The 25,137-nt window shown below is 44.1% G+C and carries 20 protein-coding genes and 1 pseudogene; 10 read left to right on the top strand and 11 right to left on the bottom strand.

Annotated elements, in window-relative coordinates; all coding sequences use genetic code 11:
* From A142_RS11470 to yceD, 4 genes are all read right to left on the bottom strand, one after another.
* Positions 1–851, bottom strand: an 851-nt coding sequence (locus tag A142_RS11470) for a beta-ketoacyl-ACP synthase III (RefSeq protein WP_019823554.1), incomplete at its 3' end; no start/stop codon positions are given.
* A 5-nt stretch (positions 852–856) separates the two neighbouring features.
* Entirely contained in the window at positions 857–1,882 is a 1,026-nt protein-coding gene (plsX, locus tag A142_RS11475) for a phosphate acyltransferase PlsX (RefSeq protein ID WP_019823556.1), read from the bottom strand.
* A 9-nt stretch (positions 1,883–1,891) separates the two neighbouring features.
* Positions 1,892–2,062, bottom strand: coding sequence for a 50S ribosomal protein L32 (gene rpmF / locus A142_RS11480; RefSeq protein WP_004737376.1), 171 nt, complete (start codon positions 2,060–2,062; stop codon positions 1,892–1,894).
* A gap of 35 nt (positions 2,063–2,097) precedes the next feature.
* Entirely contained in the window at positions 2,098–2,625 is a 528-nt protein-coding gene (gene yceD / locus A142_RS11485; protein ID WP_017062153.1) for a 23S rRNA accumulation protein YceD, read from the bottom strand.
* A 149-nt stretch (positions 2,626–2,774) separates the two neighbouring features.
* Between yceD and A142_RS11490 the strand changes: the two genes are divergently transcribed.
* Positions 2,775–3,356: a Maf family protein gene (locus tag A142_RS11490; RefSeq protein ID WP_017062154.1), complete on the top strand. Its 582-nt coding sequence runs from the start codon at positions 2,775–2,777 to the stop codon at positions 3,354–3,356.
* Positions 3,357–3,628: 272 nt separating this feature from the next.
* On the opposite strand, the gene rluC is transcribed toward A142_RS11490, so the two are convergent.
* On the bottom strand, positions 3,629–4,573 hold the full coding sequence (rluC, locus tag A142_RS11495) for a 23S rRNA pseudouridine(955/2504/2580) synthase RluC (protein WP_017054981.1): 945 nt from the start codon (positions 4,571–4,573) through the stop codon (positions 3,629–3,631).
* A 617-nt stretch (positions 4,574–5,190) separates the two neighbouring features.
* On the opposite strand from rluC, the gene rne reads away from it, so the two are divergent.
* On the top strand, positions 5,191–8,322 hold the full coding sequence (gene rne / locus A142_RS11500; protein WP_019823561.1) for a ribonuclease E: 3,132 nt from the start codon (positions 5,191–5,193) through the stop codon (positions 8,320–8,322).
* Positions 8,323–8,580: 258 nt separating this feature from the next.
* The gene (locus A142_RS11505; RefSeq protein ID WP_019823563.1) at positions 8,581–10,128 is read left to right on the top strand and encodes a SulP family inorganic anion transporter; all 1,548 of its coding nucleotides are present in this window, start codon (positions 8,581–8,583) and stop codon (positions 10,126–10,128) included.
* A 113-nt stretch (positions 10,129–10,241) separates the two neighbouring features.
* Here A142_RS11505 and A142_RS11510 read toward each other — a convergent pair.
* Positions 10,242–10,691: pseudogene (locus A142_RS11510) on the bottom strand (low molecular weight protein-tyrosine-phosphatase).
* An 84-nt stretch (positions 10,692–10,775) separates the two neighbouring features.
* Here A142_RS11510 and cobO point away from each other — a divergent pair.
* Positions 10,776–11,381 carry a cob(I)yrinic acid a,c-diamide adenosyltransferase gene (cobO, locus tag A142_RS11515; RefSeq protein WP_029405544.1) on the top strand — a complete coding sequence of 202 codons (606 nt, stop codon included), beginning with the start codon at positions 10,776–10,778 and terminating at the stop codon, positions 11,379–11,381.
* Between the two features lie 220 nt (positions 11,382–11,601).
* Here the strand turns inward: cobO and A142_RS11520 are convergent, their stop codons facing one another.
* The 3 genes from A142_RS11520 to apbC form a co-directional block, all read right to left on the bottom strand.
* A complete protein-coding gene (locus A142_RS11520) occupies positions 11,602–13,728 on the bottom strand; it encodes an AsmA family protein (RefSeq protein WP_019823567.1) in 2,127 nt (708 codons plus the stop codon).
* A 106-nt stretch (positions 13,729–13,834) separates the two neighbouring features.
* Complete coding sequence (gene udk / locus A142_RS11525; RefSeq protein ID WP_004734002.1) at positions 13,835–14,476, bottom strand: uridine kinase; 642 nt, start codon at positions 14,474–14,476, stop codon at positions 13,835–13,837.
* A 258-nt stretch (positions 14,477–14,734) separates the two neighbouring features.
* Positions 14,735–15,811, bottom strand: a complete 1,077-nt coding sequence (gene apbC / locus A142_RS11530) for an iron-sulfur cluster carrier protein ApbC (protein ID WP_019823568.1) — start codon at positions 15,809–15,811, stop codon at positions 14,735–14,737.
* A gap of 156 nt (positions 15,812–15,967) precedes the next feature.
* On the opposite strand from apbC, the gene metG reads away from it, so the two are divergent.
* Together metG and A142_RS11540 are read left to right on the top strand one after the other, a co-directional pair.
* Positions 15,968–18,028 (top strand): methionine--tRNA ligase, encoded by a 2,061-nt coding sequence (metG, locus tag A142_RS11535; RefSeq protein WP_017062160.1) that lies wholly within the window; start codon positions 15,968–15,970, stop codon positions 18,026–18,028.
* 220 nt (positions 18,029–18,248) lie between these two features.
* Positions 18,249–18,728 carry a DUF1456 family protein gene (locus A142_RS11540; protein WP_010437231.1) on the top strand — a complete coding sequence of 160 codons (480 nt, stop codon included), beginning with the start codon at positions 18,249–18,251 and terminating at the stop codon, positions 18,726–18,728.
* A gap of 115 nt (positions 18,729–18,843) precedes the next feature.
* On the opposite strand, the gene fadR is transcribed toward A142_RS11540, so the two are convergent.
* Complete coding sequence (gene fadR, locus A142_RS11545) at positions 18,844–19,683, bottom strand: fatty acid metabolism transcriptional regulator FadR (protein WP_019823572.1); 840 nt, start codon at positions 19,681–19,683, stop codon at positions 18,844–18,846.
* Between the two features lie 640 nt (positions 19,684–20,323).
* On the opposite strand from fadR, the gene nhaB reads away from it, so the two are divergent.
* Positions 20,324–21,916 (top strand): Na(+)/H(+) antiporter NhaB, encoded by a 1,593-nt coding sequence (gene nhaB / locus A142_RS11550; protein ID WP_019823574.1) that lies wholly within the window; start codon positions 20,324–20,326, stop codon positions 21,914–21,916.
* Positions 21,917–22,062: 146 nt separating this feature from the next.
* Positions 22,063–22,572 carry a disulfide bond formation protein DsbB gene (gene dsbB, locus A142_RS11555; RefSeq protein ID WP_026084412.1) on the top strand — a complete coding sequence of 170 codons (510 nt, stop codon included), beginning with the start codon at positions 22,063–22,065 and terminating at the stop codon, positions 22,570–22,572.
* A 127-nt stretch (positions 22,573–22,699) separates the two neighbouring features.
* On the opposite strand, the gene A142_RS11560 is transcribed toward dsbB, so the two are convergent.
* Positions 22,700–23,320: an SEC-C metal-binding domain-containing protein gene (locus A142_RS11560; protein WP_019823577.1), complete on the bottom strand. Its 621-nt coding sequence runs from the start codon at positions 23,318–23,320 to the stop codon at positions 22,700–22,702.
* 211 nt (positions 23,321–23,531) lie between these two features.
* Between A142_RS11560 and A142_RS11565 the strand changes: the two genes are divergently transcribed.
* A complete protein-coding gene (locus tag A142_RS11565; RefSeq protein ID WP_019823579.1) occupies positions 23,532–24,083 on the top strand; it encodes a prepilin-type N-terminal cleavage/methylation domain-containing protein in 552 nt (183 codons plus the stop codon).
* A gap of 71 nt (positions 24,084–24,154) precedes the next feature.
* Entirely contained in the window at positions 24,155–25,111 is a 957-nt protein-coding gene (gene dusC / locus A142_RS11570) for a tRNA dihydrouridine(16) synthase DusC (protein WP_019823581.1), read from the top strand.
* The last annotated feature ends 26 nt before the right edge of the window (positions 25,112–25,137 follow it).

A 25,137-nucleotide genomic window follows, 5' to 3' on the forward strand; every position in this document is an offset into this window, starting at 1 on the left:
TCTAGAGCCGTTGGTACGGTAGCGGCTGACGTATTGCCGTGCTTATCAAGAGTTATGACTACTTGATCAAGCGACATCGTCAGCTTTTTAGCCGTTGCCGAGATAATACGGTAGTTTGCTTGGTGTGGAACTAACCAATCAAGCTCTGACTTATCCATATTGTTCGCCGCTAATGTGTCTTTAACTAGTTTAGAAAGCTGAGTTACTGCCACTTTAAATACTTCGTTGCCCGCCATGTGCAGCCATTTATCAGCATCACCGCCACGCTCTGGTACTTCTAAGCTTAGTAGCTCCCCGTATTTACCATCAGAGTAAATATGAGTAGACAAAATACCTGGCTCTTCGCTTGCGCCTACAACCACCGCACCTGCTGCATCACCAAATAGAATGATAGTAGAGCGGTCAGTCGGATCACAGGTTTTTGACAGTGCATCAGCACCAATTACCAAAACGTTCTTACACATGCCAGTCTTAATGTGTTGATCAGCAACAGACAGTGCGTAAACAAAACCAGAACACGCCGCAGCCAAATCAAATGCAGGGCAGCCTTTAATACCAAGCTTACCTTGTACCTGACATGCCGAAGACGGGAATGTGTGGCTACTGCTGGTTGTCGCAACGATGATTAAATCAATCTCATCTTTGTCGATACCTGCCATTTCAATGGCATTTTCAGCAGCGTAAAACGCCATATCAGCAACAGTTTCATTTTCCGCTGAAATACGACGCTCTTTAATACCTGTTCTAGCAACGATCCACTCATCGCTAGTCTCTACCATTTTCTCTAAGTCTGCGTTAGTACGCACCTGAGATGGCAAGTAGCTGCCAGTACCTAAAATTTTGCTATACATGAAGACTAATAATGCCTCTCGAGTAAAACCGCTTCCAAACGATCGCTAATGCGGCTGGGGACTTGTCGTTTGACCTCGTGTACTGCTTCACCAATCGCGTTGACGACTGCAGACACATCAGCACTTCCATGACTTTTAATGACAATGCCGCGCAATCCTAACAAACTTGCGCCGTTATACTGGTCGGGGTTCAAGGTTTTTAATTCAGTAAATAGCTCAGAAAACAACATTCTGGCGATCCAACCCTTTATTGTTGAAGCCATCATGCGCGTTTTTAGCTTATCAATAAAGAGCTGAGCCGTACCTTCGCACGTTTTTAAGCAGACATTGCCCACAAAACCATCACATACGACGACATCAGCAGCATCTTGAAGTAATTGATTACCTTCAATATAGCCTATGAAGTTCACAGACTGAGTATTAGACAACATTTCAGCGCATCGTTTTACAAGGTCATTGCCTTTAATTTCTTCTGCACCGATATTCAAGATAGCGACACGTGGTGCGCGACCTAAATGTTGTTCTGCTAATGCACTGCCCATGACAGCAAACTGAAAGAGTGAATCTGCGTCACTAGAAACGTTCGCCCCTAAATCAAGCATCCATGTGCGATTTCCGGATGCAGTAGGCAAAGCTGAAACCAATGCAGGCCTATCAATACCGGGAAGAAGCTTGAGTCTGAAACGGGATAAAGCCATCAGTGCGCCAGTGTTACCACCACTCACACAAGCATCAGCCTGTGATTCGGCAACCAGATCGATAGCGGTACGCATAGAGCTACCCTGACTATTACGTAAGGCTAGTGAAGGTTTTTCAGAATTGGAAATGACTCGATCACAATGCTGGATACTCAAACGAGAATCAGGCATTCGACCTAATGAAGATAATTGAGATGTGATCGCGTTTCGATCACCTATTAGAATGACTTTTAGCTCTGGGAAATACGACAGTGCCTGCACGGCGGCAGGCACTGTTACACGAGGACCGAAGTCCCCGCCCATTGCATCAAGCGCAACGGTTAGATTTTGCAAAGGTCAACCTTACTTGTTGATAACCTTTTTGCCGCGGTAGAAACCTTCGGCAGTCACGTTGTGACGTAGGTGAGTTTCACCTGAAGTTGCGTCTACAGAAAGTGCAGCTGTAGTTAGCGCATCGTGTGAACGACGCATGCCACGCATTGAACGTGATTTCTTGCTCTTTTGTACGGCCATTGACCCTACTCCTATGTAAATTCTTAAAGAAGCAATTACTTCTTTAAGCTTTTTAAAACATCAAATGGATTCGGCTTTTTGTCTTCCTCAATTTCTTCAGGAAGTTCACCAAACACCAAGTTATTTGAGTTAACGCTACATTTCGCATCGTCGTGCATTGCTATTTGTGGCAATCCAAGGATGAACTCGTCTTCAACTAATTGAATCAGGTCTAACTCACCGTACTCGTTCAGATCTACCAAATCGTACTCTTCCGGTGCTTCCTCTTCACTTTTCTCACTGTAAACAGGAGTATAAGTAAATTGGACATCGCACTCATGTGCGAAAACCTCATTACAACGTTGACACTCTAAATCGACTTCGACGTTAGCTTTACCAGAGATAACGACTAATCGTTGTTCATCAAGCCCAAATGACATTGAGACTTGCGCGTCACGTTTTACGCCTTCAGTTGCTTCAGTTAAACGCTTCAAAAGACTGACCTGAATGATACCATCCATATCGAGTCGTTTTTGAGCCGTTCTTGCCGGATCAACTGTACGCGGTATTTTTTCCTTTTGCATAGGGCGCGAATCTTATCTTCCAAATCGTGTTTAGTCAAAGGAAATGGCAAAAAAAATGTACTTTCCTGCCTTTCCTATTCAGAGCATTATGAATAGCAGGACAAGTTACGTTATCCTGAGATAAATGCTTCCTTGAATTGTAAATTAAAATGAGAAATTACCAACTAGTTTTAGCCTCTACATCACCATTTAGGCAAGAGATCCTCAAAAAACTACAGTTAAGCTTCATTACAGCCAAGCCAGACTGCGATGAAACGCCGCTTCCAGAAGAGACACCACAACAGTTGGTGATGCGCCTTGCTGAGACCAAAGCTAAGTCTTGTGTTGTGGAGCAACCTAGCTTAGTCATTGGTTCTGATCAGGTTTGCGTAATTGATGGAGAGATCATTGGTAAGCCTCACACTCGAGAAAAAGCGATCGAGCAGCTATCTCGTCAAAGCGGCAAGAGCATTACTTTTTATACTGGGCTTTCGGTTTGGAACAACGAAACCAATGAAGCTGACACGCGTCTCGACACCTTTGTAGTGCATTTCCGCGATTTAACTAAGCAACAGATCATGAGTTATGTTGAGAAAGAGCAACCTTATTACTGCGCAGGTAGCTTTATGTGTGAAGGGTTAGGCATCGCGTTGTTTAAACAGATGGAAGGGAAAGACCCAAATACTTTGATCGGCTTACCGTTAATCGATCTAGTCGATATGTTAGAAGCGCAAGGAATGGGTGTACTATAACGGATACGCTCTCTTTGTTAGAGATTCCCTACTCCTTCCTTCGTCAGTCTAGGGAATGGCGGAACACGCAATTTTATCTAACCAACTAATGATATAGAGCGTGATTTTAAAAAGTCGTCATCCTCAAGAGCGAGGAACGAGCGACTTGGGGATCTTCTACAATAGATAAAAACAAAAAAGGTTGACGATATTCGTCAACCTTTTCCATTTGATGCGTCTGATACTCAATTCACGAAAAATATCGTATCTCGTATCTCGTATCTCGTATCTTCTTAAAGCTTACGTAAACCAGTTAGGGCTTTCTCTAGCCTTCTTTCCATTGGCGCCGAGATATCCATTTTCTCTTCACTACCTGGGTGTGTGAACTTGATGTTTGCGGCATGTAGGAACAGACGATCAAGACCAACCTTGCCCGTGTAAGCGTCAAAACGACGATCACCGTAGCGATCATCCCAAGCTATTGGGTGACCAGTATACTGAGCGTGCACACGAATTTGGTGTGTACGGCCTGTAATTGGGCTAGCTTGAATCAACGTCGCCTCTTGGAATTTTTCTAAAACCTTAAAACGGGTTTCAGAAGCTTTACCATTCGGGTTAACTCGAACAATGCTGTTCACTTCATTTTTCAACAAAGGTGCGTTGACGACTTTGCAGCTGTTCTTCCATTCGCCCATAACTAAAGCGAAGTAGTATTTTTGAACCGTTTTTTCACGGAACTGTGCTTGAAGGTGTCTTAGCGCCGAGCGCTTCTTAGCAACAAGCAAAATGCCAGACGTATCTCTATCGATACGGTGCACTAATTCAAGAAAACGAGCATCAGGGCGAAGAGCACGTAATGCTTCAATCGCGCCAAACTTTAATCCGCTACCACCATGAACAGCAGTGCCAGACGGTTTGTTAAGAATTAGCATGTGATCATCTTCATAAATGATGCACTGTTCTAATTCTGAAACCTTGTTGAGTTTCGTGCTCGGCACGTTCTCTTCTGTTTTCTCTTCAATAGTAACCGGAGGGATACGAACTAAATCGCCAGCTTTTAGTTTGTATTCAGCCTTAATGCGTTTTTTATTTACGCGGACCTCGCCTTTACGCACGATTCGGTAAATCATGCTTTTCGGGATGTTTTTTAATTGGTTGCGTAAGAAGTTATCAATACGCTGACCAGCCATATCTTCGTCAATGTCGACGAATTGGACTTGGGTTCTAATTTCGCTCATTGGGCTATTGTATCACTGTCACTTTTGATAATTGAGATTTTCTTAGCTCTATTCCGAACTTATTTATCCTTAATCCCTGCCGATCTATCCTCAAATGCTCGTGAAGTTCTATATTTCTTTGATTCTTCGAACAAAAAAGCACCAAGATTCCTGCAAATTAAAATATCAATTGATAAATTATTTATAGACAGTGAGTTAGAGCTATCAAAACCCAAACAAAAACTGTTTTTTTTACAGCATTCCGACAAAGCAGATTGCTGTGTTTACCGACCGCTGCTATAGTTCACAGCTGCTATCAGTGGTTTGACTATTATTTAAACAGCTAACCATTCATAAGCAAGTAAATGAGTAGATAACTCAGATTAGACAGTGCTGCAATCGGCGTAAGACACGGTCAACTGAGTTCCTTATCGCTCTACTCACGTACGCTCATGTTGAGTATTCACCGCCACATCGCGGATCATAGGCTAACTCCCTATGATGACTGACGTGCCCCAGAGCATCCCTCTCCAGCCGGGAGGCTGCACCGATAAAGCCATGGGATCTGGCACCATGAGAAACGAAATAAAGCGATAAGAACAATGATGAAAATAAGAAAAGACAATGAGAATTTCTAAATGAAAAGAATGTTAATTAACGCAACTCAAAAAGAAGAGTTGCGTGTCGCTTTGGTTGATGGCCAGCGACTGTTCGATCTAGATATCGAAAGTCCAGGTCACGAGTCAAAGAAAGCGAATATCTACAAAGGACGTATTACCCGTATTGAACCAAGCCTAGAAGCGGCATTCGTTGATTACGGCGCAGAACGTCACGGTTTCCTCCCTCTTAAAGAAATTGCCCGCGAATACTTCCCTGAAGGTTATACATACCAAGGCCGTCCTAGCATTAAAGAAGTGCTAAAAGAAGGTCAAGAAGTAATCGTACAAGTAGAGAAAGAAGAACGTGGTAGCAAAGGTGCTGCACTGACAACTTTCATCTCTTTGGCTGGTAGTTACTTAGTTCTTATGCCTAATAACCCTCGTGCTGGCGGTATTTCTCGTCGTATCGAAGGTGATGAACGCACTCAACTGAAAGCAGCATTAAGCACTCTTGAACTTCCTCAAGGTATGGGCTTAATCGTGCGTACAGCGGGTGTTGGCAAAAGCGCAGAAGAGCTAGAGTGGGACCTGAATGTTCTATTGAACCATTGGGGCGCTATCAAGCAAGCTTCTGATTCAAATGCAGCTCCTTTCCTAATTCACCAAGAGAGTAACGTTATTGTTCGCGCAATTCGTGACTATCTACGTCGTGATATTGGCGAGATTCTAATCGACAGCAATACTATTTTTGAACGTGCTCAAGCGCACATTCAATTAATACGCCCAGATTTCATGAATCGCGTTAAGAAATACGATGGTGAAGTGCCACTATTCAGCCATTACCAGATTGAAAGCCAGATCGAATCTGCTTTCCAACGTGAAGTTCGTCTTCCATCTGGTGGTTCTATCGTAATCGACCCAACAGAAGCACTGACTTCTATCGATATCAACTCGGCTCGTGCAACAAAGGGTGGCGATATTGAAGAAACAGCACTTAACACTAACCTAGAAGCTGCCGATGAAATTGCACGTCAATTACGTCTGCGAGACCTAGGTGGTCTTGTTGTAATCGACTTTATCGATATGACTCCGGTTCGCCACCAACGCGAAGTAGAAAGCCGTCTACGTGATGCCGTTCGTTTAGATCGCGCACGTGTTCAGATTGGTCGTATTTCTCGCTTTGGCCTTCTAGAGATGTCTCGTCAACGTTTGAGCCCATCACTAGCAGAAGCAAGCCACCACATTTGTCCTCGTTGTACAGGTACTGGTGTTGTTCGTGATAACGAATCTCTAGCACTTTCTGTTCTACGTTTGATTGAAGAAGAAGCTCTAAAAGACAACACAGCACAAGTACTTGCTGTTGTGCCTGTTCCAATCGCTTCTTACCTTCTGAACGAAAAACGTCGCTCAGTAAACCACATCGAGAAAAACCAAGAAGTTAAGATCACTGTTGTTCCTAACTCAGACATGGAAACACCGCACTTTGAGGTTATCCGTGTTCGTGAAGGTGAAGAGTTCGATCTACTGTCTTACTTGCTGCCTAACAAGCTAGAAGCTCTAAAAGAAGCGGAAAGCAAAGAGCCTGCTGAACAGACTATTCGTCCTAAGAAGATCGAAGAACCTGCTCTGAAAGGCTTCGCAGCTCCTGCTCAATCAGCACCAACTCCTGCTCCAGCACCTAAAGCTGTAGAAGAGAAGAAAGCTGAACCAGCAGCGACTCAAGAACCAGGCCTAATTGGTCGTTTCTTCAAAGCTATCGGTAGCTTCTTATTTGGCTCTTCAACTCAAGAAGAGAAAAAAGAAGAGAAGAAAGAAGAAGAGAAACCTAAAAACAATCGCAACAACGGCAACCGTCAACGCCGTGATCGTAACGATAACCGTCGTCGTAACCAACGTGGTGAGCGTGGCGAACAGCGTAACGACCGTGGTGAACGTGGTGACAATCGTAACGAAAACCGTGACAACAAACGCCGTCGTAAGCCAGCTCGTGATGAGAAGCCTGAAGAGCAAAAAGAAGCAGCTCCACAGCAAACTCGTCAGCCTCGCAAGCCTAAGCAAGACCGTCGCAACAAGCCACGTGATGAGCAGAAGCAACGCGAAGAGCAAGCACCATCTAAATTAGCAGAAGAAGGTCTGCAGCTAGCGGCAGAAGCACAAGCTGGTAAACCGGAAGCGCCTAAGGCTAAACCTGAAGCGAAAGCAGCTAAGATTAAAGAGCGTCGTCAGCGTCGTAAACTGAACAAGCAAGTTCGTGTTAAAGACCAGCAAGCTCAAGCTGAAGATAATGCTTCAAAAGAACAAGTTTCAGCTAAAGAACTATCTGTTTCAAAAGAACAGTCAGTAGCTCAAGAGCAAAAAGTTGCGGAACAAGTAGAAGCAACTCAAGCGAATGCAGAGCAAACTGAACAGGAAGAGCCGAAACAACGTCGTAACCGTCGTTCTCCACGTCACCTACGTGCAAGTGGTCAACGTCGTCGTCGCGGTCGTGATCGTCGCCCTAACCCATTCCGCCTACGTAAAGGTGGTGTAGCTTCTCCAGAGATGGCTATGGGTAAAGTGATGCCTCGCTTCATTCCAAAACCTCACCACAAGCAGGCAAAACCTGAAGTGGCTGAAGTTCAAGTAGCAGCTGAAGCTCAAACATCTGTTCAAGAGCAGAATGTTGCTCTAGAGACGGCACCTCAAAGCAATGTAGTGATGGCAGGCGGCTTCGCATGTCCTGAACTAGCTATGGGCAAAGTGATTATCCGTCGCGAAGAAGCAGCTGTTGAAGCTCAAGTAGCTGAGACTCCTGCTGTAGTTGAAGAAGCACCAGTGGTCGTTGAAACTGCGAAAGTTGAAACTCCAGTGATTGCAGACGCGACGAAAGTTGAAGCGCCTGTTGTAGCAGAAGCTGTGCAAGCAGAAGCAACACCAGTTGTTGAAGCTGAAGCGCCTAAAGTTGAAGAAGCACCTGTTGTAAAAACAGAAGCTCCTAAAGCGGCACCAAAGGCAGCAGTTGCTAAGAAGCAAGCTGGCTCACCAATGACTAAAGCTCCTGGTCCTCAAGAGATCAAAGAGATTGAAGTGATTGCAGCTCCGTTCCGCACTGAACGTTTTGTATCGAAAGGTGCAGGCAGTCAGGCAGCGTCGAACAAAGCTGGCGCGGCGATGACTAAGCCAAACTACTAGCGATTACTGATAGATAATCGCAAGTAAATAGAATCAAAGGCTGCTTATTAAAGCAGCCTTTTTCATATCTACTAATCGAATAAAAATTAACAGATATATTACTCAAAGTTAGGTTCAACCTTGAACTTAATCACATTTTTGGGTAGCATTCGCGCACTTATCTTTTCGACACTTCGCTATTGCCGCTCTTTTCCATCACTGTTTGGCTACGCAATACACCCGTGTCGGTAAATCCATCTTAAGCATAGCTGAGCAAACATGTTCGAATTCCCACAATTTTCAAAGCACTCTGTAAAGAATGATGTGCTTTCAGGTCTTACAGTAGCCCTAGCTCTGGTACCTGAAGCTGTAGCATTCGCCTTTGTTGCTGGCGTTGACCCAATGGTTGGTCTTTACGCAGCATTCATCGTAGGTTTAATCACTTCTGTCTTTGGCGGCCGTCCAGGTATGATTTCTGGTGCAACTGGCGCAATGGCCGTTGTAATGGTGAGCCTAGTGGCAACCCATGGTGTTCAATACCTATTCGCAGCCGTTATGCTGGCTGGCCTTCTGCAAATTGCAGCGGGTGTATTTAAACTAGGTAAATTTATCCGTATCGTTCCACACCCAGTAATGATTGGTTTCGTGAACGGTTTGGCAATTGTTATCTTCCTAGCTCAACTTGGTCAATTTAAAGCGCCAGACGTAACAGGTGCGTTGACTTGGTTACCAAGCGGTCAAATGACACTAATGCTAGGTCTAGTAGCCCTTACAATGGCTATCATCCACTTCCTACCTAAACTAACAACAGCAGTACCATCTTCATTAGTTGCTATTGTTACAGTAACGGCTTTGGTTGTGGGTCTTGACCTTGAAACTCGCACTGTTGTCGACTTCCTACGTACAATGTCTGGTGACGAAGCAGCTACGCTAGCGGGCTCTCTACCAACATTCTCAATTCCTGCTGTTCCGTTTTCTTTAGAGACACTACAGATCATCCTGCCTTACGCAATTATCCTTGCGGCTATCGGCCTGATTGAATCTCTGCTGACACTGACAGTACTAGACGAAATGACAAACACTCGTGGTCAATCTAACCGTGAATGTGTTGGTCAAGGTATGGCTAACGTAACGTGTTCTGTATTCGGCGCGATGGGTGGTTGTGCGATGATCGGTCAATCGATGATCAACGTAAACTCAGGTGGTCGTGGTCGTCTTTCAGGTATCGTAGCCGCAGTTGCACTACTGATGTTCATCCTGTTCGGTTCTGCACTGATTGAAATGATTCCTCTAGCAGCACTTGTGGGCGTAATGTTCATGGTTGTTATCGGCACATTTGAATGGGCAACCTTCAAGCTTGCGCGTCGCGTTCCTAAGCAAGACTTCTTCGTTATCGTTCTTGTTACCGTGGTAACCGTACTGACTGACCTTGCTGTAGCAGTAGGTGTTGGTGTTGTAGCTTCAGCGCTAATGTTCGCTTGGCAACATGCTAAACACATCTACGCAGACACGTCTGTAAACGCTGAAGGCTCAAAAGAGTACAAAGTTAACGGCCCAATCTTCTTTGGTTCAACGGCTAACTTCCTAGAGTTGTTTGACGCATACAACGATCCACAAGATGTAATCGTTGATTTCGCAAACTCACGCGTGACTGACCACTCTGCTATTGAAGCGATCGACACGATTGCTGACCGTTACGCGGCGCTAGGTAAAACACTTCACCTTCGCCACCTAAGCCAAGACTGTGTTGCTATGCTGCACAAAGCGGGTAGCTTAGTTGAAGCGAACGTTGCAGAAGACCCAATCTACAAAGTAATGTCTAAGTAATCTTAGCTGTAACTTTAAGTTAGATTTAGAAAGGCCGACATTCAATGTCGGCTTTTTTATACCTATCGGTCTGCCCTTACGCTGATCACAAAACGACGAACATTCCTTCCACACTACATTGAACGCAATATCGCTTCGCTAGACTCTTCGATTAAATCCAACACCAATTCAAAGCCATTTCCCTCACCATAATACGGATCGGGGATCTCTTAATATTGTGACTCTCCAAAGCTTAAAAATAACGCAAGCTTGTATTGGAGATGAGCGGGACACTGGCTCATTAAGTCATCTAGATTCGCCCTATCGGCCGCGAGTATCAGGTCAAATTCTTCGAAGTCATTATCAACCACTTTACGAGAAGTAATCCCCTTAAAGCTGTAACCTCGCTTCTCTCCTGCAGATTTCGAACGCGAGTCTGGCGGGTTGCCTTGATGAAAACCAATCGTCCCCGCAGAGTCGACCACAACGTCAATATCCAACTGTTGGGCTTTCTTCCTTAGCACCGCTTCACCTGTTGGCGAACGGCAAATATTCCCCATACAAACTACGAGTATCTTTTTCATCCCTAATCACCTGTTCTTCCGATGGTTTTTGCTATCGTTAAGTTAGGCTATGATAGGCCTAATCACAACTTAAAAGGATTTGTTATGTCGACTGAAGACAACAAAGAACAACGCCACAAAGCAAGACAACAAAAAGTAAAAGAACAAGTCGATGCTCGTGTCGCTGCAGCACAAGAAGTAAAAGGCCTATTGTTGGTCATCACGGGTAACGGTAAAGGTAAATCAACATCCGGTTTTGGTACGATTACACGTGCAGTCGGTCATGGTAAGAAATGTGCCGTCGCTCAGTTTGTTAAAGGGACTTGGGACAACGGTGAAAAGAACGTTCTCCAAAAGCTCGACGTAGAGTTCCAAGTAATGGGCACCGGCTTTACTTGGGAAACTCAAAACAAAGCTCAAGATATAGAAGCCGCACAGCGCGTGTGGAAAGAGTGTCAGCGTATGCTATCCGATGAGTCGATTGATGTGATTCTGTTTGATGAGCTGACTTACATGGTGAGTTACGGTTACATTGAACTGGATGAAGTGGTAGAAGCTCTAAACAACCGTCCGAAAATGCAGTCCGTGATCATTACTGGCCGTGGTGCACACCGCACACTAACTGAAATGGCAGACACCGTGTCTGAAGTTCGTAACGTTAAACACGCTTTCGAATCTGGTGTAAAAGTGCTTCAAGGCGTGGATTGGTAATCGGACTCAACCAGAGATCCCCCGACCCGGTCATTCTCCCTCTCGAGGATGACGAAGATTCAGTGTTACTCGCCTAAATAATGGACGAGCACCTGTCGTCATTCCCTAGAGCAAGGAACGAGTGTCATAGGGAATCTCTCTAAAGTATTATAAGTACCCAAACAAAAGCGCCACTCCTAAAACAGGAATGGCGCTTCTTTTATATACGAGTTAGAAACGTTTAGTTAAAGAAACCTTTCAATAAACCATCTACCGCTTCTTTGGTTTTCTCGTCTTTGATCTTATCCGTTAGCTTGTTCACACCACGGTCAATTTCTTTCTGTGCTTTCTGTTTCAATACATCATCAAAAACAAGTGCAAATTTCGGGTCAGCCCATTGGCCGGTTACCTTAATTGGGATAGTCACATCTTTCAGATCATCGATGCTCTTACCGCCCTGACCTTCAAGTGAACCCACAATCGATGTACGAACAAGGAAGTCTACAGTCTCATTAATGAAGTTCGCTTTACCTTGGCCTGTCACACGTAACAGTGGCGACTGTGCAGATAAGTCGTTCGTTGAAACCCAACCTTTGTCCACTTTCAGTGTCGCTTTCATTGCACTGAAGTCCGTTTTTTGAGCTTCATTTGTGCTTTCAACTTTCTCGCCCTTGATCTTAGAGTAGTTTTCTCGAATCAGTTGAGCTACGTTGATGCCGTTAACTGCACCATCTTCAAAGTTAATCGCGATAGTACCGACTAGGTTTTTCTTGATACCCGTCGGAGTTAGACTCTTACCTTTCACGTTGACATCAATATTACCGGTACCTTCCAGCATATCGTTCTCTGCAACATCAACCAGTAACGGTTGTACTTTCACGCCTTTAATTTTCTTCTTAGCCGTGTAAGTCGCCGGTGTTTTACGAGCATCTAGCTTAGCCGTAGCTGAAATAGAGCCTTGGTAAAGATTCGATGTGAATGAAGTTAGCTCTGCGATACCACGGTTAACCGAAAATGCCGTTTTAACATTCTGCATTTTCGCGTTGTTCGCCTTGAACTTATCAATCGTAATGTCACCTTTCACGTCTAACGTTTTCAGAGCCGACAGATCAGGTTCCACTTCTTTAGCAGGAGCAGAGCTACCTGAGTTTGACGTTGAGCCACCAGCAGAACCAGAAGGCGCTGTGCTCGCGGTTTCTGTTGTCTTGCCTAAGCCTAAGAACTCGTCCAAATCAATATTCGAGCTATGAAGCGAGAAACGAACCTTTGGTATTTCAGATAGGGTTACGTCTGCTTTACCGTCTAATGCAATAGCGTTAGCTTGTAGCTTCTCTAACACAAAGCTCAGGTGGCTCTTGTTAAGATCGAAGCTTAAGTCAGACAGCATGTCGACTTTCATTGGAGACTGAGGAAGCGTGTCGCCTTTGAATGTTGAGTCTAACGTTAACTTGTACAGCGTTACTTTTGAAATCGCGCTATCAACAGTAAGTTCACCGCCACCTTTAAGATCAAGGTCAAGGCCCGCTGCATTACCGATTACAGCGTAAGTCAGTTGGTTTACCTTATCGAACTCAAACGTATTCAAGCCAATTTTTGCTGACTCAATCGACGTCGCTGGATCATTGAACTTAGCGTTTAAGTCGATATTACGAAGTGCGTAACTTGCGAAGCCTTCAGCTAATTTGAATTCTGCACTGCCTTGTGCAGAGAACTTCTGTTGATTGTTCTCACCAGAAGCCGCAAATGTCGCGGTTGTCCATGTATCAACAGCAAACTCAGAAAGATTCAAAGACACATCGTATAGCTTAGTGAATGAACCCGCTTGCTTGTCGTCCATTTCAAACAATGCGTTTGATACAGTTACGCCTGCAAGGTTGATCGTCCAACCCGATGCGTCTGTGGTAGTTTGCTCTTGAGGGGCAGGCGCTGATTCAGAACTTGTATCTGCTGCAGGCTCAGATTCTTGAGGCGCTGACGCTTGCGTTAGTGCATCAATGTTCTTGCGACCATCTTTAAGCGTTTCTAAATAGAATTCTGCACCATCTAGAGTAATGTTGCCGATCTCTAGTTGGTTACTAAATAGCGGAGTAACCGAAACATCAACGCCAACGGTATCAACCTTGAATAGGTTTGGTTGGGTGAACCCTTCAGGATTACGTAATTCAGTTTGACCAAGTTCAAAGCCAATGGATGGGAAGAATTGCCAGCTGATATCACCCTCGATCACAAGCTCTAGGCCTGTGTGTTTTTGGGCTTGTTCGACAATTAATGGCTTAAATTGGTTGGGATTCACTAACAGCACTAGTGCCAGAATTGCTGCAACGACAACAAACACTGGTACAGCTATGAAAATGAGTAGTTTCTTCATCCGCATATTCCTTGCTTAGATTCCAAAAGAAAGTGGCACTATAAAAGTGCCACTGATTCGGTAAAAAATAAAGCTAAGTGAGTCACTTAGGCAAAATTTTATTCGATTAAGACTTCAACAACTTCGCAATGTGCGCTTTTAACACATCAATCGCAATACGGTTTTTACCACCACGAGGAACGATGATGTCTGCATGTTGTTTTGAAGGCTCGATAAACTGCATGAACATTGGACGTACTGTTTCTTGGTATTGCTTGAGTACAGTGTCCATTGTACGACCACGCTCTTCTACATCACGCTTAACACGGCGTAATAGACAGATGTCTAATGGTGTATCCATAAACACACTTGCGTGCATTAGTTTACGAAGACGCGGGTCTGTTAGAAGCAGAATACCCTCTAAAATGATCACTTTCTTTGGAGTAAGTGTAGTCGTTTCAGAAGTACGTGTGTGCTCTGTGTAGCTGTATTCAGGAACTTCTACGGCGTTGCCACTCATTAGCTGCTGTAGATGTTCACATAAAAGATCATGATCTAGTGCATTTGGGTGATCGTAGTTAGTTTTAACACGCTCTTCCATACTCAAGTGGCTTTGGTCGCTGTAATAGCAATCTTCCGTGATAACACCAATTTGATGGTCGCCTACTTTTTCGCGCAATTCATTATAAATTGTACTAGCAATCAGACTTTTTCCTGAAGCTGAAGCGCCAGCGATACCTACGATGACACATTGATTATTATCAGACATTAATTTTGCACCCGATATGGTTTGGTGGTGGGAAGAGATAAACCGCCTGATTATAGGGGCTAAAGCACATAGATTCTAGTCGCCATTTTAGCTAATTGCAGTCAAATTGATGATATCAATGCATTTAATGAATACAATCGTTTGCTTTCGAATAACTGGCGTACAACTATTTGCACAAACCCAACAGCTCTTTAGCCAAATACAAAAGCTATTTATCTCACCCAAACATTATTTATACGGCCTTAAGACTTATCTACTCTAATCAACCATAGAAAAGTTGATCGCTTCCGGTCTCGCTTTTCCCGTCCAGAACATTTTCGCAGCCACATTTTCAGCCAATTCTAGGTAAAGACGAGTGTGTTCGCTGTCCGGGCGACGTATAACCGTTGGGCAACCCGCGTCGATGTCTTCTCGTACATCAATATGCAGTGGAATTTGCGCCAAAATATCGAGGAAGAACTCTTCCGACATGGCTTCTGCACCACCAGCACCGAAGATATGCTCTTTTTCGCCACAGTGACTACAAATATGGTAGCTCATGTTTTCCACTAGGCCTGCAACTGGCACGCTCACTTTATCGAACATCGCCACACCTTTACGTGCATCGGCTAAAGCCAAGTCTTGAGGTGTCGTCACGACTACCGCGCCCGTTACTGGGATTTGCTGTGAAAGTGTGAGCTGAATATCACCTGTGCCCGGTGGCATGTCGATAACAAGGTAATCTAAATCAGGCCATACGGTTTCGTTAACAAGCTGACCTAAAGCCTTCGCTGCCATTGGGCCACGCCAGATTGCAGCATCATCTTTCGACACAAGATAGCCAATAGAATGAGTGAAAATGCCATGCGCCTCGATTGGCATCATCCATTTGTTGTTCTGTACTTCTGGCTTTGCATCCAGTTGACCGAGCATCATAGGCACAGATGGACCATAGATATCCGCATCCAACAAGCCCACTTTTGAACCTGACTTAGATAACGCAAGCGCAAGGTTTACCGAAGTTGTCGATTTACCCACCCCACCCTTTGCCGACGTCACGGCGATAATGTTCTTAACGCCTTTCAATGGTGTTGCGACTGTAGTTTCTAGCGCAGACGGCTTCACTTTTACTTCAAACTGAAAAGTGCTGACAAGCTGTTGTTCAATCTGGGAGTTGATCCACTGTTCCAATTCAACCGCTAGCTGATTAGCTGCAAAAGGCAAGGTAATTACAAATGACCCACGAGGATCAACCGATACAATATTTTGGTGCCGCGCCCACTCTGGGGTGAGGATTGGTGACTCGAACTCATTCAACCATGAACAGAAATCTTGCTTAGAAGTAAAGTTACGCATTGGGGCTCCTTTTTTATTTATGCTATCACCCACGAGATGAAGACTGAACCCCTAAAAAACTAGGGGAATCCTTTGTCTGATACCTTGGCGTATCACACGTTATAAAGTAGTATTACCTCTCAAATTTATACCTATCAAAAAAGCGAATTATTAAGTATGGCAACTGATCCAAGACAACTTTTGGTAACTTGTGCGCTTCCGTACGCTAACGGCTCTATTCACCTTGGCCATATGCTTGAGCATATCCAAGCTGATATCTGGGTTCGATACCAGCGTCTACGTGGCAACACTGTAAACTTCATCTGTGCTGACGATGCTCACGGCACGCCAATTATGCTTAAAGCTCAACAGATGGGTATCACGCCAGAAGAGATGATCGCTGCTGTTAGTGAAGAGCACCAAAAAGACTTCGCTGGCTTTGATATCAGCTTTGATAACTACCACAGCACACACAGCGAAGAGAACCGTGAACTGGCTTCTCACATCTACCTAGAACTTAAAAAGAACGGCTTCATTTCTAGCCGTACTATTTCTCAGCTTTTCGATCCTGAGAAAGAGATGTTCCTACCAGACCGCTTCGTAAAAGGTACTTGCCCTAAGTGTAAGTCAGAAGACCAGTATGGTGATAACTGTGATAACTGTGGTGAGACATACAGCCCAACTGAGCTAATTAACCCTAAATCAGCGGTTTCTGGCGCAACTCCAGTAATGAAAGACTCTGAGCACTTCTTCTTCGACCTACCTCAGTTCGAAAGCATGCTTAAAGAGTGGACTCGCTCTGGCTCTCTACAGAATGAAACTGCAAACAAAATGCAGGAATGGTTTGAGTCTGGTCTGCAACAGTGGGATATCTCACGTGATGCACCTTACTTCGGCTTTGAAATCCCAGGCGAAAAAGACAAGTTCTTCTACGTATGGCTAGACGCACCTGTTGGCTACATGGCTTCTTTCAAGAACCTATGTGACAAACGTGACGATCTAAACTTCGATGAATACTGGAAGAAAGACAGCACAACTGAGCTTTACCACTTCATCGGTAAAGACATTGTTTACTTCCACAGCCTATTCTGGCCAGCAATGCTAGACGGCGCAGGTTTCCGTAAGCCAAACAACGTATTCGTACACGGCTACGTAACAGTGAACGGTGCGAAGATGTCTAAGTCGAAAGGCACATTCATCAAAGCAAGCACGTACCTAAACCACCTAGACCCTGAGTGTCTACGTTACTACTACGCTGCGAAACTAAACAGTCGCATCGATGACTTAGATCTTAACCTTGAAGACTTCACTCAACGTGTAAACGCTGACGTAGTAAACAAGATTGTTAACCTAGCTTCTCGTAACGCAGGCTTCATTACTAAGCGTTTTGAAGGCAAGCTAGCTGCTGAATTTGCAGAGCCTGAGCTATACAACGAATTCGTTGCTGCTGCTGAGCGTATCGGTGAGCTATACGAAACTCGTGAATTCAGCCGTGCTATCCGTGAAATCACTGCACTAGCGGATAAAGCTAACCAGTACATCGACGAAAAAGCACCTTGGGTTCTTGCAAAAGAAGAAGGCAAAGAAGCTGAGCTTCAACAAGTTTCTTCTGTAGGTATTAACCTATTCCGCGTGCTGATGGCTTACCTGAAACCAGTGATGCCAGAGCTTGCAGCTCGCACTGAAGCTTTCCTAAACGAAGAGCTAACGTGGGAAGCGATTGCTACTCCGCTAACTGATCACGAGATCACTAAGTTCAAAGCGCTATTCAACCGTATTGACCCTAAGAAAGTGGAAGCAATGGTTGAGTCTTCTAAAGAAGATGCAGCCGCTGAAGCAGCGGCGAAAGAAAAAGCAGAAGCTGAAAAAGAACAAGCAAGCCAAACTGAGCTAGACAAAGAGCCAATCGCAGACGAGATTGAGTTCGATGCCTTTGCTGCAGTAGACATGCGTATTGCTCGTATCATCTCTTGTGAAGAAGTACCAAAAGCGAACAAACTACTGAAGTTCCAACTGGACATCGGTGGTGAGACTCGCCAAGTATTCTCTGGTATCAAATCAGCATACAAACCTGAAGAGCTAGAAGGCAAGCTAACTGTAATGGTAGCCAACCTAAAACCTCGTAAGATGAAGTTTGGTATGTCTGAAGGCATGATCCTAGCAGCGGGCCCTGGCGGCAGCGACCTATGGATCCTTGAGCCACACGAAGGTGCTCAACCAGGTATGCGTGTAATGTAATTCTGGCTCCTGTCAGATAACAAGCACTCATCACTAAATCCCTAATGCATTTTGACTTGAAAGAGTGAATCAGCATTGGGGATTTTTTATATCTACCGAAAATTAGCGTTCTCTGTTAGAGTCGCCGTCAACTATGCTATGTAGAGTAGAAATTGGTTCGTCGACAAAAATAGGCGAAACCAGCACCTCTTTACTCTAAAACCCTTTTTAGGAATTCCCAGTGACTAACAACGAAATCTTGCGTCGTATTCAACACGCACTAAACCTTAAAAATGCACAAATCATCAAAGCTATCGAACAAGCTGATGTGACCGTTGCTCATGACCAAGTGATAAACTGGCTAAAAGACGACAACGACAAGTCATGCTCTAAGATGAAAGATAAAGAGTTAGCGGTATTCCTAAATGGTTTCATCAACCTTAAGCGTGGCAAAAAAGAAGGCGAGCAACCTAAACCTGAAGTTGCACTGACGAACAACATGATCTTCATGAAGCTTCGTATCGCATTAAACATGAAAGCAGAAGATGTTTTGGACGTGCTAGAAGTGGTTGGCATTAGCTTGAGCAAGTACGAAATCGGCGCTTACTTCCGCAAGCCAGAAAACAAAAACTACAAAGTGTGTGAAGACCAACTGCTTTGCGACTTCCTAAATGGCGTTCAGTTTACTAACCGCCCTGACTCAGAAGAGTTTGCCGGTTAAAAACAACCTACTAATAAACTAGCCAGATTCTTAATAAATAAAAAGCGGCGAGATAATTGTATTATCTCGCCGCTTTTTTGTTCTTTGTTTAACGCTATTTAGTTAGCCCAAAAGATTAGCTATCGTCTTCAGTGAAGTTCGTTGGCAACGTTGTTTTCATTTCGTTCCAAACCTGCGCACTTGCGATACCGTAATTACGGATCACCAATGGCAAGTTTTCACGTTGGCCGCTCTCACAGATAACGAACAACTCTTTATAGAAGTCCATCGCTAAACGTCGTGCTTCTGGGTTAGAGAAGTAGTAGCTACCGATACGGTCATACAGTTTACGTACACCGTTGAAGATCAGGCCGTAAATTTGGTTGCCTGAATGGAATGCTAAACGTTGGAAAAGCATGTAATCGTAGAAGTTGAAAGTCTTCGCGATTAAGATCGTTTGACGTTTCGCTTCATCTTTCTCAGAATCTTCTTTTACAGCTTGCTTAATCTTGTCTGCGTATGGCGATGATTCTAAGAACTCATCCCATGTAGGTGCCGCAAGTAACGCTTCACAAGATTCAATCACGTTACTAATAGTACGCTCTGAAGCTTCTTTGTTTGCTTTGAATGCATAACGCATAAAGATCGGGCTGATATTAGTACGGGCAGCAAGTAAGTCTTCTACCATCTTGCTTGCGTTATCAACGTCCAACGTCATTAGCGTATCAAGGATATGAAGACCTGATGTCTCCATAAACTGATTAACTTTGGTTGGTTTGCCGTGTTGGATTGTCAACCAACCATCACGAGCAAGACGTTGAAGTACTTCACGAAGCGTAGTACGTGTAACGCCAATTAGCTCAGAAAGCTCACGCTCTGCTGGCAAGATAGAACCTGGAGGGAAACGGCCATTCCAAATACTTTCAATGATATACTTTTCTGCAAATCCTGCCGGGCTCTTCGCCTTAATGACCATCTACACTTCAATCCAATTTAATTATTCTGTTCTAATTTACTCATCATACCACTAGTTAACACCTAGCGGAAACACCCTCAAAAATTTTACTCACTCAAAACACAAGTAGAGTTAAAACTCTAAAGTTCAGCACACGTTTGCACCTTAGGTTTAGAAAGCAAGCGACTATAAATCACTATTTCAACAAATCATTAACACAACAAATTTTCTTTAAAATCAATGAGATTGGTCATAATTTTAAAGCCATTAAATTGCAACATTAAGTTGTAATAATCATATATAAACCGTCTTTATTCTGTAAATTTCAATCATTTCGCTGAAATATTGATTCTAGTCGGTTTTTATCACATTTTAAGTGGTATGCTTGCGCTACTTTGATCGCGTTTCTCAACAAAAAAGAGGTATTTTTAGTGCTACAGGGCTTTTCCTGTTGACTAAATGTTATCTAAGAGTAGAGTTGCGCTCAAAAATAAGCAGTGCTTGAGTTTCTAAGGGAGTGACTTGGCAAGACCACAGAACATTACATGGAATGTAGTTTTTCTAAGTCACTGTTAGTTATAGTTTTTAACAATTTCTATAGCTCGATTCTCAAAATGTTGTATTGCTTGTCTATTCATAATCAACATAAAAGAGTATTAACATGCCGATGTCTCTCGGAAACGCTTTTATCAAGAACTTCCTTGGTAAAGCTCCTGATTGGTATAAACTTGCCATCATTTCCTTTTTAATCATCAACCCGTTTGTTTTCTTCCTAGTTGACCCATTTGTTGCGGGCTGGCTATTGGTGGTTGAGTTTATTTTCACTCTAGCTATGGCTCTCAAATGCTACCCACTTCAACCGGGTGGTCTATTAGCTATTCAAGCAGTCGCCATTGGCATGACCAAACCAGAAATGGTTTATCACGAGCTGCAAGCAAACCTTCCTGTATTACTCTTGCTCGTATTCATGGTTGCTGGCATCTACTTCATGAAAGAACTGCTTTTGTTCATTTTCACGAAGATCTTGCTTGGCATCCAATCTAAAATTTTACTCTCTGTTGCCTTCTGTGTTGCTGCCGCTTTCTTATCAGCATTCCTAGATGCACTAACAGTAATCGCCGTAGTTATTAGCGTTGCGGTCGGCTTCTACTCTATCTACCACAAGGTTGCATCAGGCAAGGGCACAACGTCTGCGCACGATCATACTCATGATGAAGAGATCTCAGAGCTAACTCGTGATGACCTAGAAAACTACCGTGCTTTCCTACGTTCACTGCTTATGCACGCAGGTGTGGGTACAGCACTGGGTGGTGTAATGACCATGGTAGGTGAACCACAGAACTTGGTAATTGCTAAACAAGCGGGCTGGGAGTTCGGTGAATTTATCATCCGTATGCTGCCGGTAACACTGCCTGTTTTCTTCTGCGGTATTTTAACTTGTGCACTTGTCGAGAAATTCAAAGTGTTTGGTTACGGTGCTGAGCTACCAATGAATGTTCGCCAAATCTTAGTTGAGTTCGACAACAAAGAACGTGCAAACCGCACCAAGCAAGACGTAGCAAAATTATGGGTTCAGAGTGCAATCGCAGTTTGGCTGATTGTTGGCCTTGCGCTTCACGTCGCTGAAGTGGGTTTGATTGGCCTTTCAGTGATCATATTGGCAACGGCATTTACTGGTGTAATTGAAGAGCACTCGATGGGTAAAGCCTTTGAAGAAGCGCTACCATTTACTGCACTTCTTGCCGTCTTTTTCGCTGTCGTTGCGGTAATCATCGACCAAGCTCTATTTAAGCCAGTGATCGATGCAGTACTTCACGTTGAAGATAAAGGCGCACAGCTCGCACTCTTCTATATTGCCAACGGTATTTTATCGATGGTTTCAGATAACGTGTTCGTCGGTACGGTTTACATTAACGAAGTGAAAACTGCACTGGTTGAAGGCATCATCACTCGTGATCAGTTCGACCTACTTGCTGTTGCTATCAACACTGGTACTAACTTACCTTCTGTTGCTACGCCAAACGGCCAGGCTGCATTCCTATTCCTATTAACATCAGCACTTGCTCCGTTAATTCGATTGTCTTACGGCCGCATGGTTATCATGGCTCTGCCATACACCATCGTGTTAGCACTGGTTGGCCTTGCTGGTATCGTGTTCTTCGTAGAACCGATGACAGCCTGGTTCTATGATGCAGGTTGGATCATTCAGCGCACTGGTGAAACTGTTGCTCCAGTTATCTCTGGCGGTCATTAAGCTAACACTGTGTCGCAAACCACATTAAGTATAACTAGCTAATCAAAAATATTAGTTGATTAGGAAACTTATCCAAGATAAAAAGCTCTGAGTAATCAGGGCTTTTTTATTTTATAGACAGGATTTAATTCGTGAACTTTTTAGCAATGATCAAAGACTTCTCTAAGGGACGTTTATCTTGGCTTTTACTGCTGGCTTTTATTGTCTTTTTTGAAGCGTGCGCTCTCTTCTTCCAACACGTGATGATGCTTGGTCCTTGCGTGATGTGTATCTATGAGCGCGTTGCTATGCTCGCTATCGGTGTTGCTGCCATGATTGGTGCTATTGCCCCGAATAACCCAATATCACGTTGGTTAGGCCTTGCTGGTTGGGGATTTGGCGCATACAAAGGTTTGATGCTTGCTTTAGAGCACGTCGATTACCAGTTCAATCCGTCTCCTTTCGCAACCTGTGACTTATTCGTGACCTTCCCTAGCTGGGCACCTTTAAACCAATGGGCACCTTGGATGTTTGAAGCTTACGGTGATTGCAGTAAGGTTGTGTGGCAGTTCTTCGATCTTTCTATGCCTCAGTGGCTAGTCATTATCTTTGCAGGTAACTTGGTTGCTTTCGGTATTGTGGTTATTTCTCAATTTGTGAAGTCGAAAAACGACTAACAGTAAGCCGCTAAAATTGAGACAACAAAAAAGTCGACCATGAGGTCGACTTTTTTATGACTTAAGCTTTTGAACACATAAAGAGAGTCTGCTACTGACTCAAGTAATGTTCATCAACAAACTGCGATTAGCTGTTTTTACCACAGCACTGCTTGAACTTTTTACCACTTTCACATGGGCAAGCATCGTTGCGGCCGATATCTTTAAATGGATTCACGCTCTGCGATTTATTACCTAGCATCGCCTCATCAGCTGCCATTGCCACTTCTGAGATCATCAGATCGACCTGACCCACTAAATCGGCAAGCGATGGTGGGTTTTGAAGCCCAGCCGCAACCATTTGTTGTTGAGTTTGCTCTTCATCAATCGCTAACATTAATGTCGTCAACAGAGCTTGCAGCATGCGCAGAGTACCGTCCGCAACCGTAATGCTTTGCCACTGCTCTTCCACTGTCGGCCAAACCATCATAAAACCTTCCGCAAAATCTGCGAACTGCTCATTGAAGTCACCTTCTGCAAACACATCAGTCAGTAAGTATTCACTTCGCTGAATTAGGTTGTGCTGTCGGTTAATCTGTTCTGTCACTAATGTTACAAGCTCTTTGCCCGCTTCAGGAGCTACGATAGCAATCCATTCTTCAGGATCGAGTGGCTTTGTCGCTAAGTTAGACGCAAGGATTGCACCTTCGATAAACTGCGGCGTAATGTCTGAAATAGATTCTGGTAGGCTTAATAATTGATATGTCATGAAAGCTCTGGATATTGGGGCATTTTCGATATTATAACGTTATCCCTGCTAAGTTGTCGCCAACCACTTCCCTCTGTTTTCTAACCGATAACGATACGCAAACCATTGCCATTCAAATATTGGCGATATTTCACTTATTTCGCTTTGATAATCAGAACCTTGGGTGTAAAACGCTTCCATAAACATTTAGTTACATTTAGGCGTGGTCAACATGAAATCAAAATCCCAAGGTTTTACATTACTCGAACTTGTCGTTGTGATTGTTATTCTAGGAATATTGGCAGTGACCGCTGCACCTAGGTTTCTTGGTGTTCAACGGGACGCTCATGAAGCATTAGCACAAGGCGCATTTGCTGCGTTTAGAAACAGCATTGAGATGTACCATTCTCAATGGCTTGTCGATGGAGAGCCAAATTTTGATCAAGTGGTAGATTACGGCGAAGGCGACGTGTACCCATCACTTACTGGCTTTCCTATTTCGGTTCGAGAACAACCAACAAATCCGCCACAAGTCAATGGTGACCAATGCGTTGCACTTTGGAACTCTTTGATTAATTCCGATTTAGTTGCTCGCTCTCAAAATGATACTGGCTTTATTCTGCCTTCCGACGAAGCCATTGTAAGTTGGTACACGGGTACGCCGGAGTGTTATTACTACTACACTTCAAGTTTTACCCCGTCCGAACGCTTGCCTATTCTTTATTACTCACCGATTACAGGTGAGGTAAGAGTGACGCGTGAAATGGCAAATACCGCTCCTTAGTGACAATCTAACGAACACCTCGTACAATCACGCCTCTTAATTTCAGGACAGAGATGTTTCGGTAGATCAGCATGCGAGTAATACTTGGCCCGATGGAGGGCGTTCTAGACCACCTAATGCGTGAAATTCTCACAGAGATCAATGATTACGATCTCTGTGTCACTGAATTTGTCCGCGTTACGGATCAATTACTGCCACCGCATGTATTCCACCGCTTGTGTCCAGAGCTCCACCAAGGCTCACAAACCATGGCTGGTGTTCCTGTTCACGTTCAACTGCTTGGACAACACCCCAAATGGATGGCAGAGAACGCTATCCAAGCTGCAAGCCTTGGTGCGAAAGGTATCGACCTTAACTTTGGTTGCCCAGCAAAAGCGGTAAACAAAAGTAACGGTGGTGCGTCTCTGTTGAAAGAACCAGAGCTTATCTACCAAGTAGTCAAAGCAACTCGAGAAGCCGTGCCTGCACATATCCCTGTTTCCGCGAAGATTCGCTTAGGTTGGGAGCACCCAGATGAGTGCTTTGAGATTGTCGATGCTATTGAACAAGCAAAAGCCGACGAACTGACTGTGCATGCTAGAACCAAAACCGGTGGTTACAAGGCCAGTGAAATCAAATGGGATTACATCAATCAAATCCGTCTGAAAACCTCTCTGCCGTTGATTGCAAATGGTGAGATCTGGAATTACCAAGATGGTCAAGATTGTATCAAAACCACAGGCATTGATTCATTAATGGTATGTCGTGGTGCATTCAATGTTCCAAACCTTGGTAACGTCGTTAAACACAACCACCAGCCAATGCCTTGGCAACAAGTGATTGCCCTGCTGCTGCGTTACTCTGAGTTTGAAATTGAGGGTGATAAAGGTCTGTATTATCCGAACCGCGTAAAACAGTGGTTTGTGTATCTACGCAAAGAATACCCGGAAGCTGAAGAGCTATTTCGTGAGATCAGAACCTATAAAAAAGCGGCTCCGATTGTCGAGCAGATTAAACGTTATCAAGAGCAGTACTGCCAACCTGTTTAAATCTTCGAACAAGCTGGCTGTTCTCT

The organism is Vibrio splendidus 12E03, assembly GCF_000272105.2.
GTDB lineage: Bacteria > Pseudomonadota > Gammaproteobacteria > Enterobacterales > Vibrionaceae > Vibrio > Vibrio splendidus_I.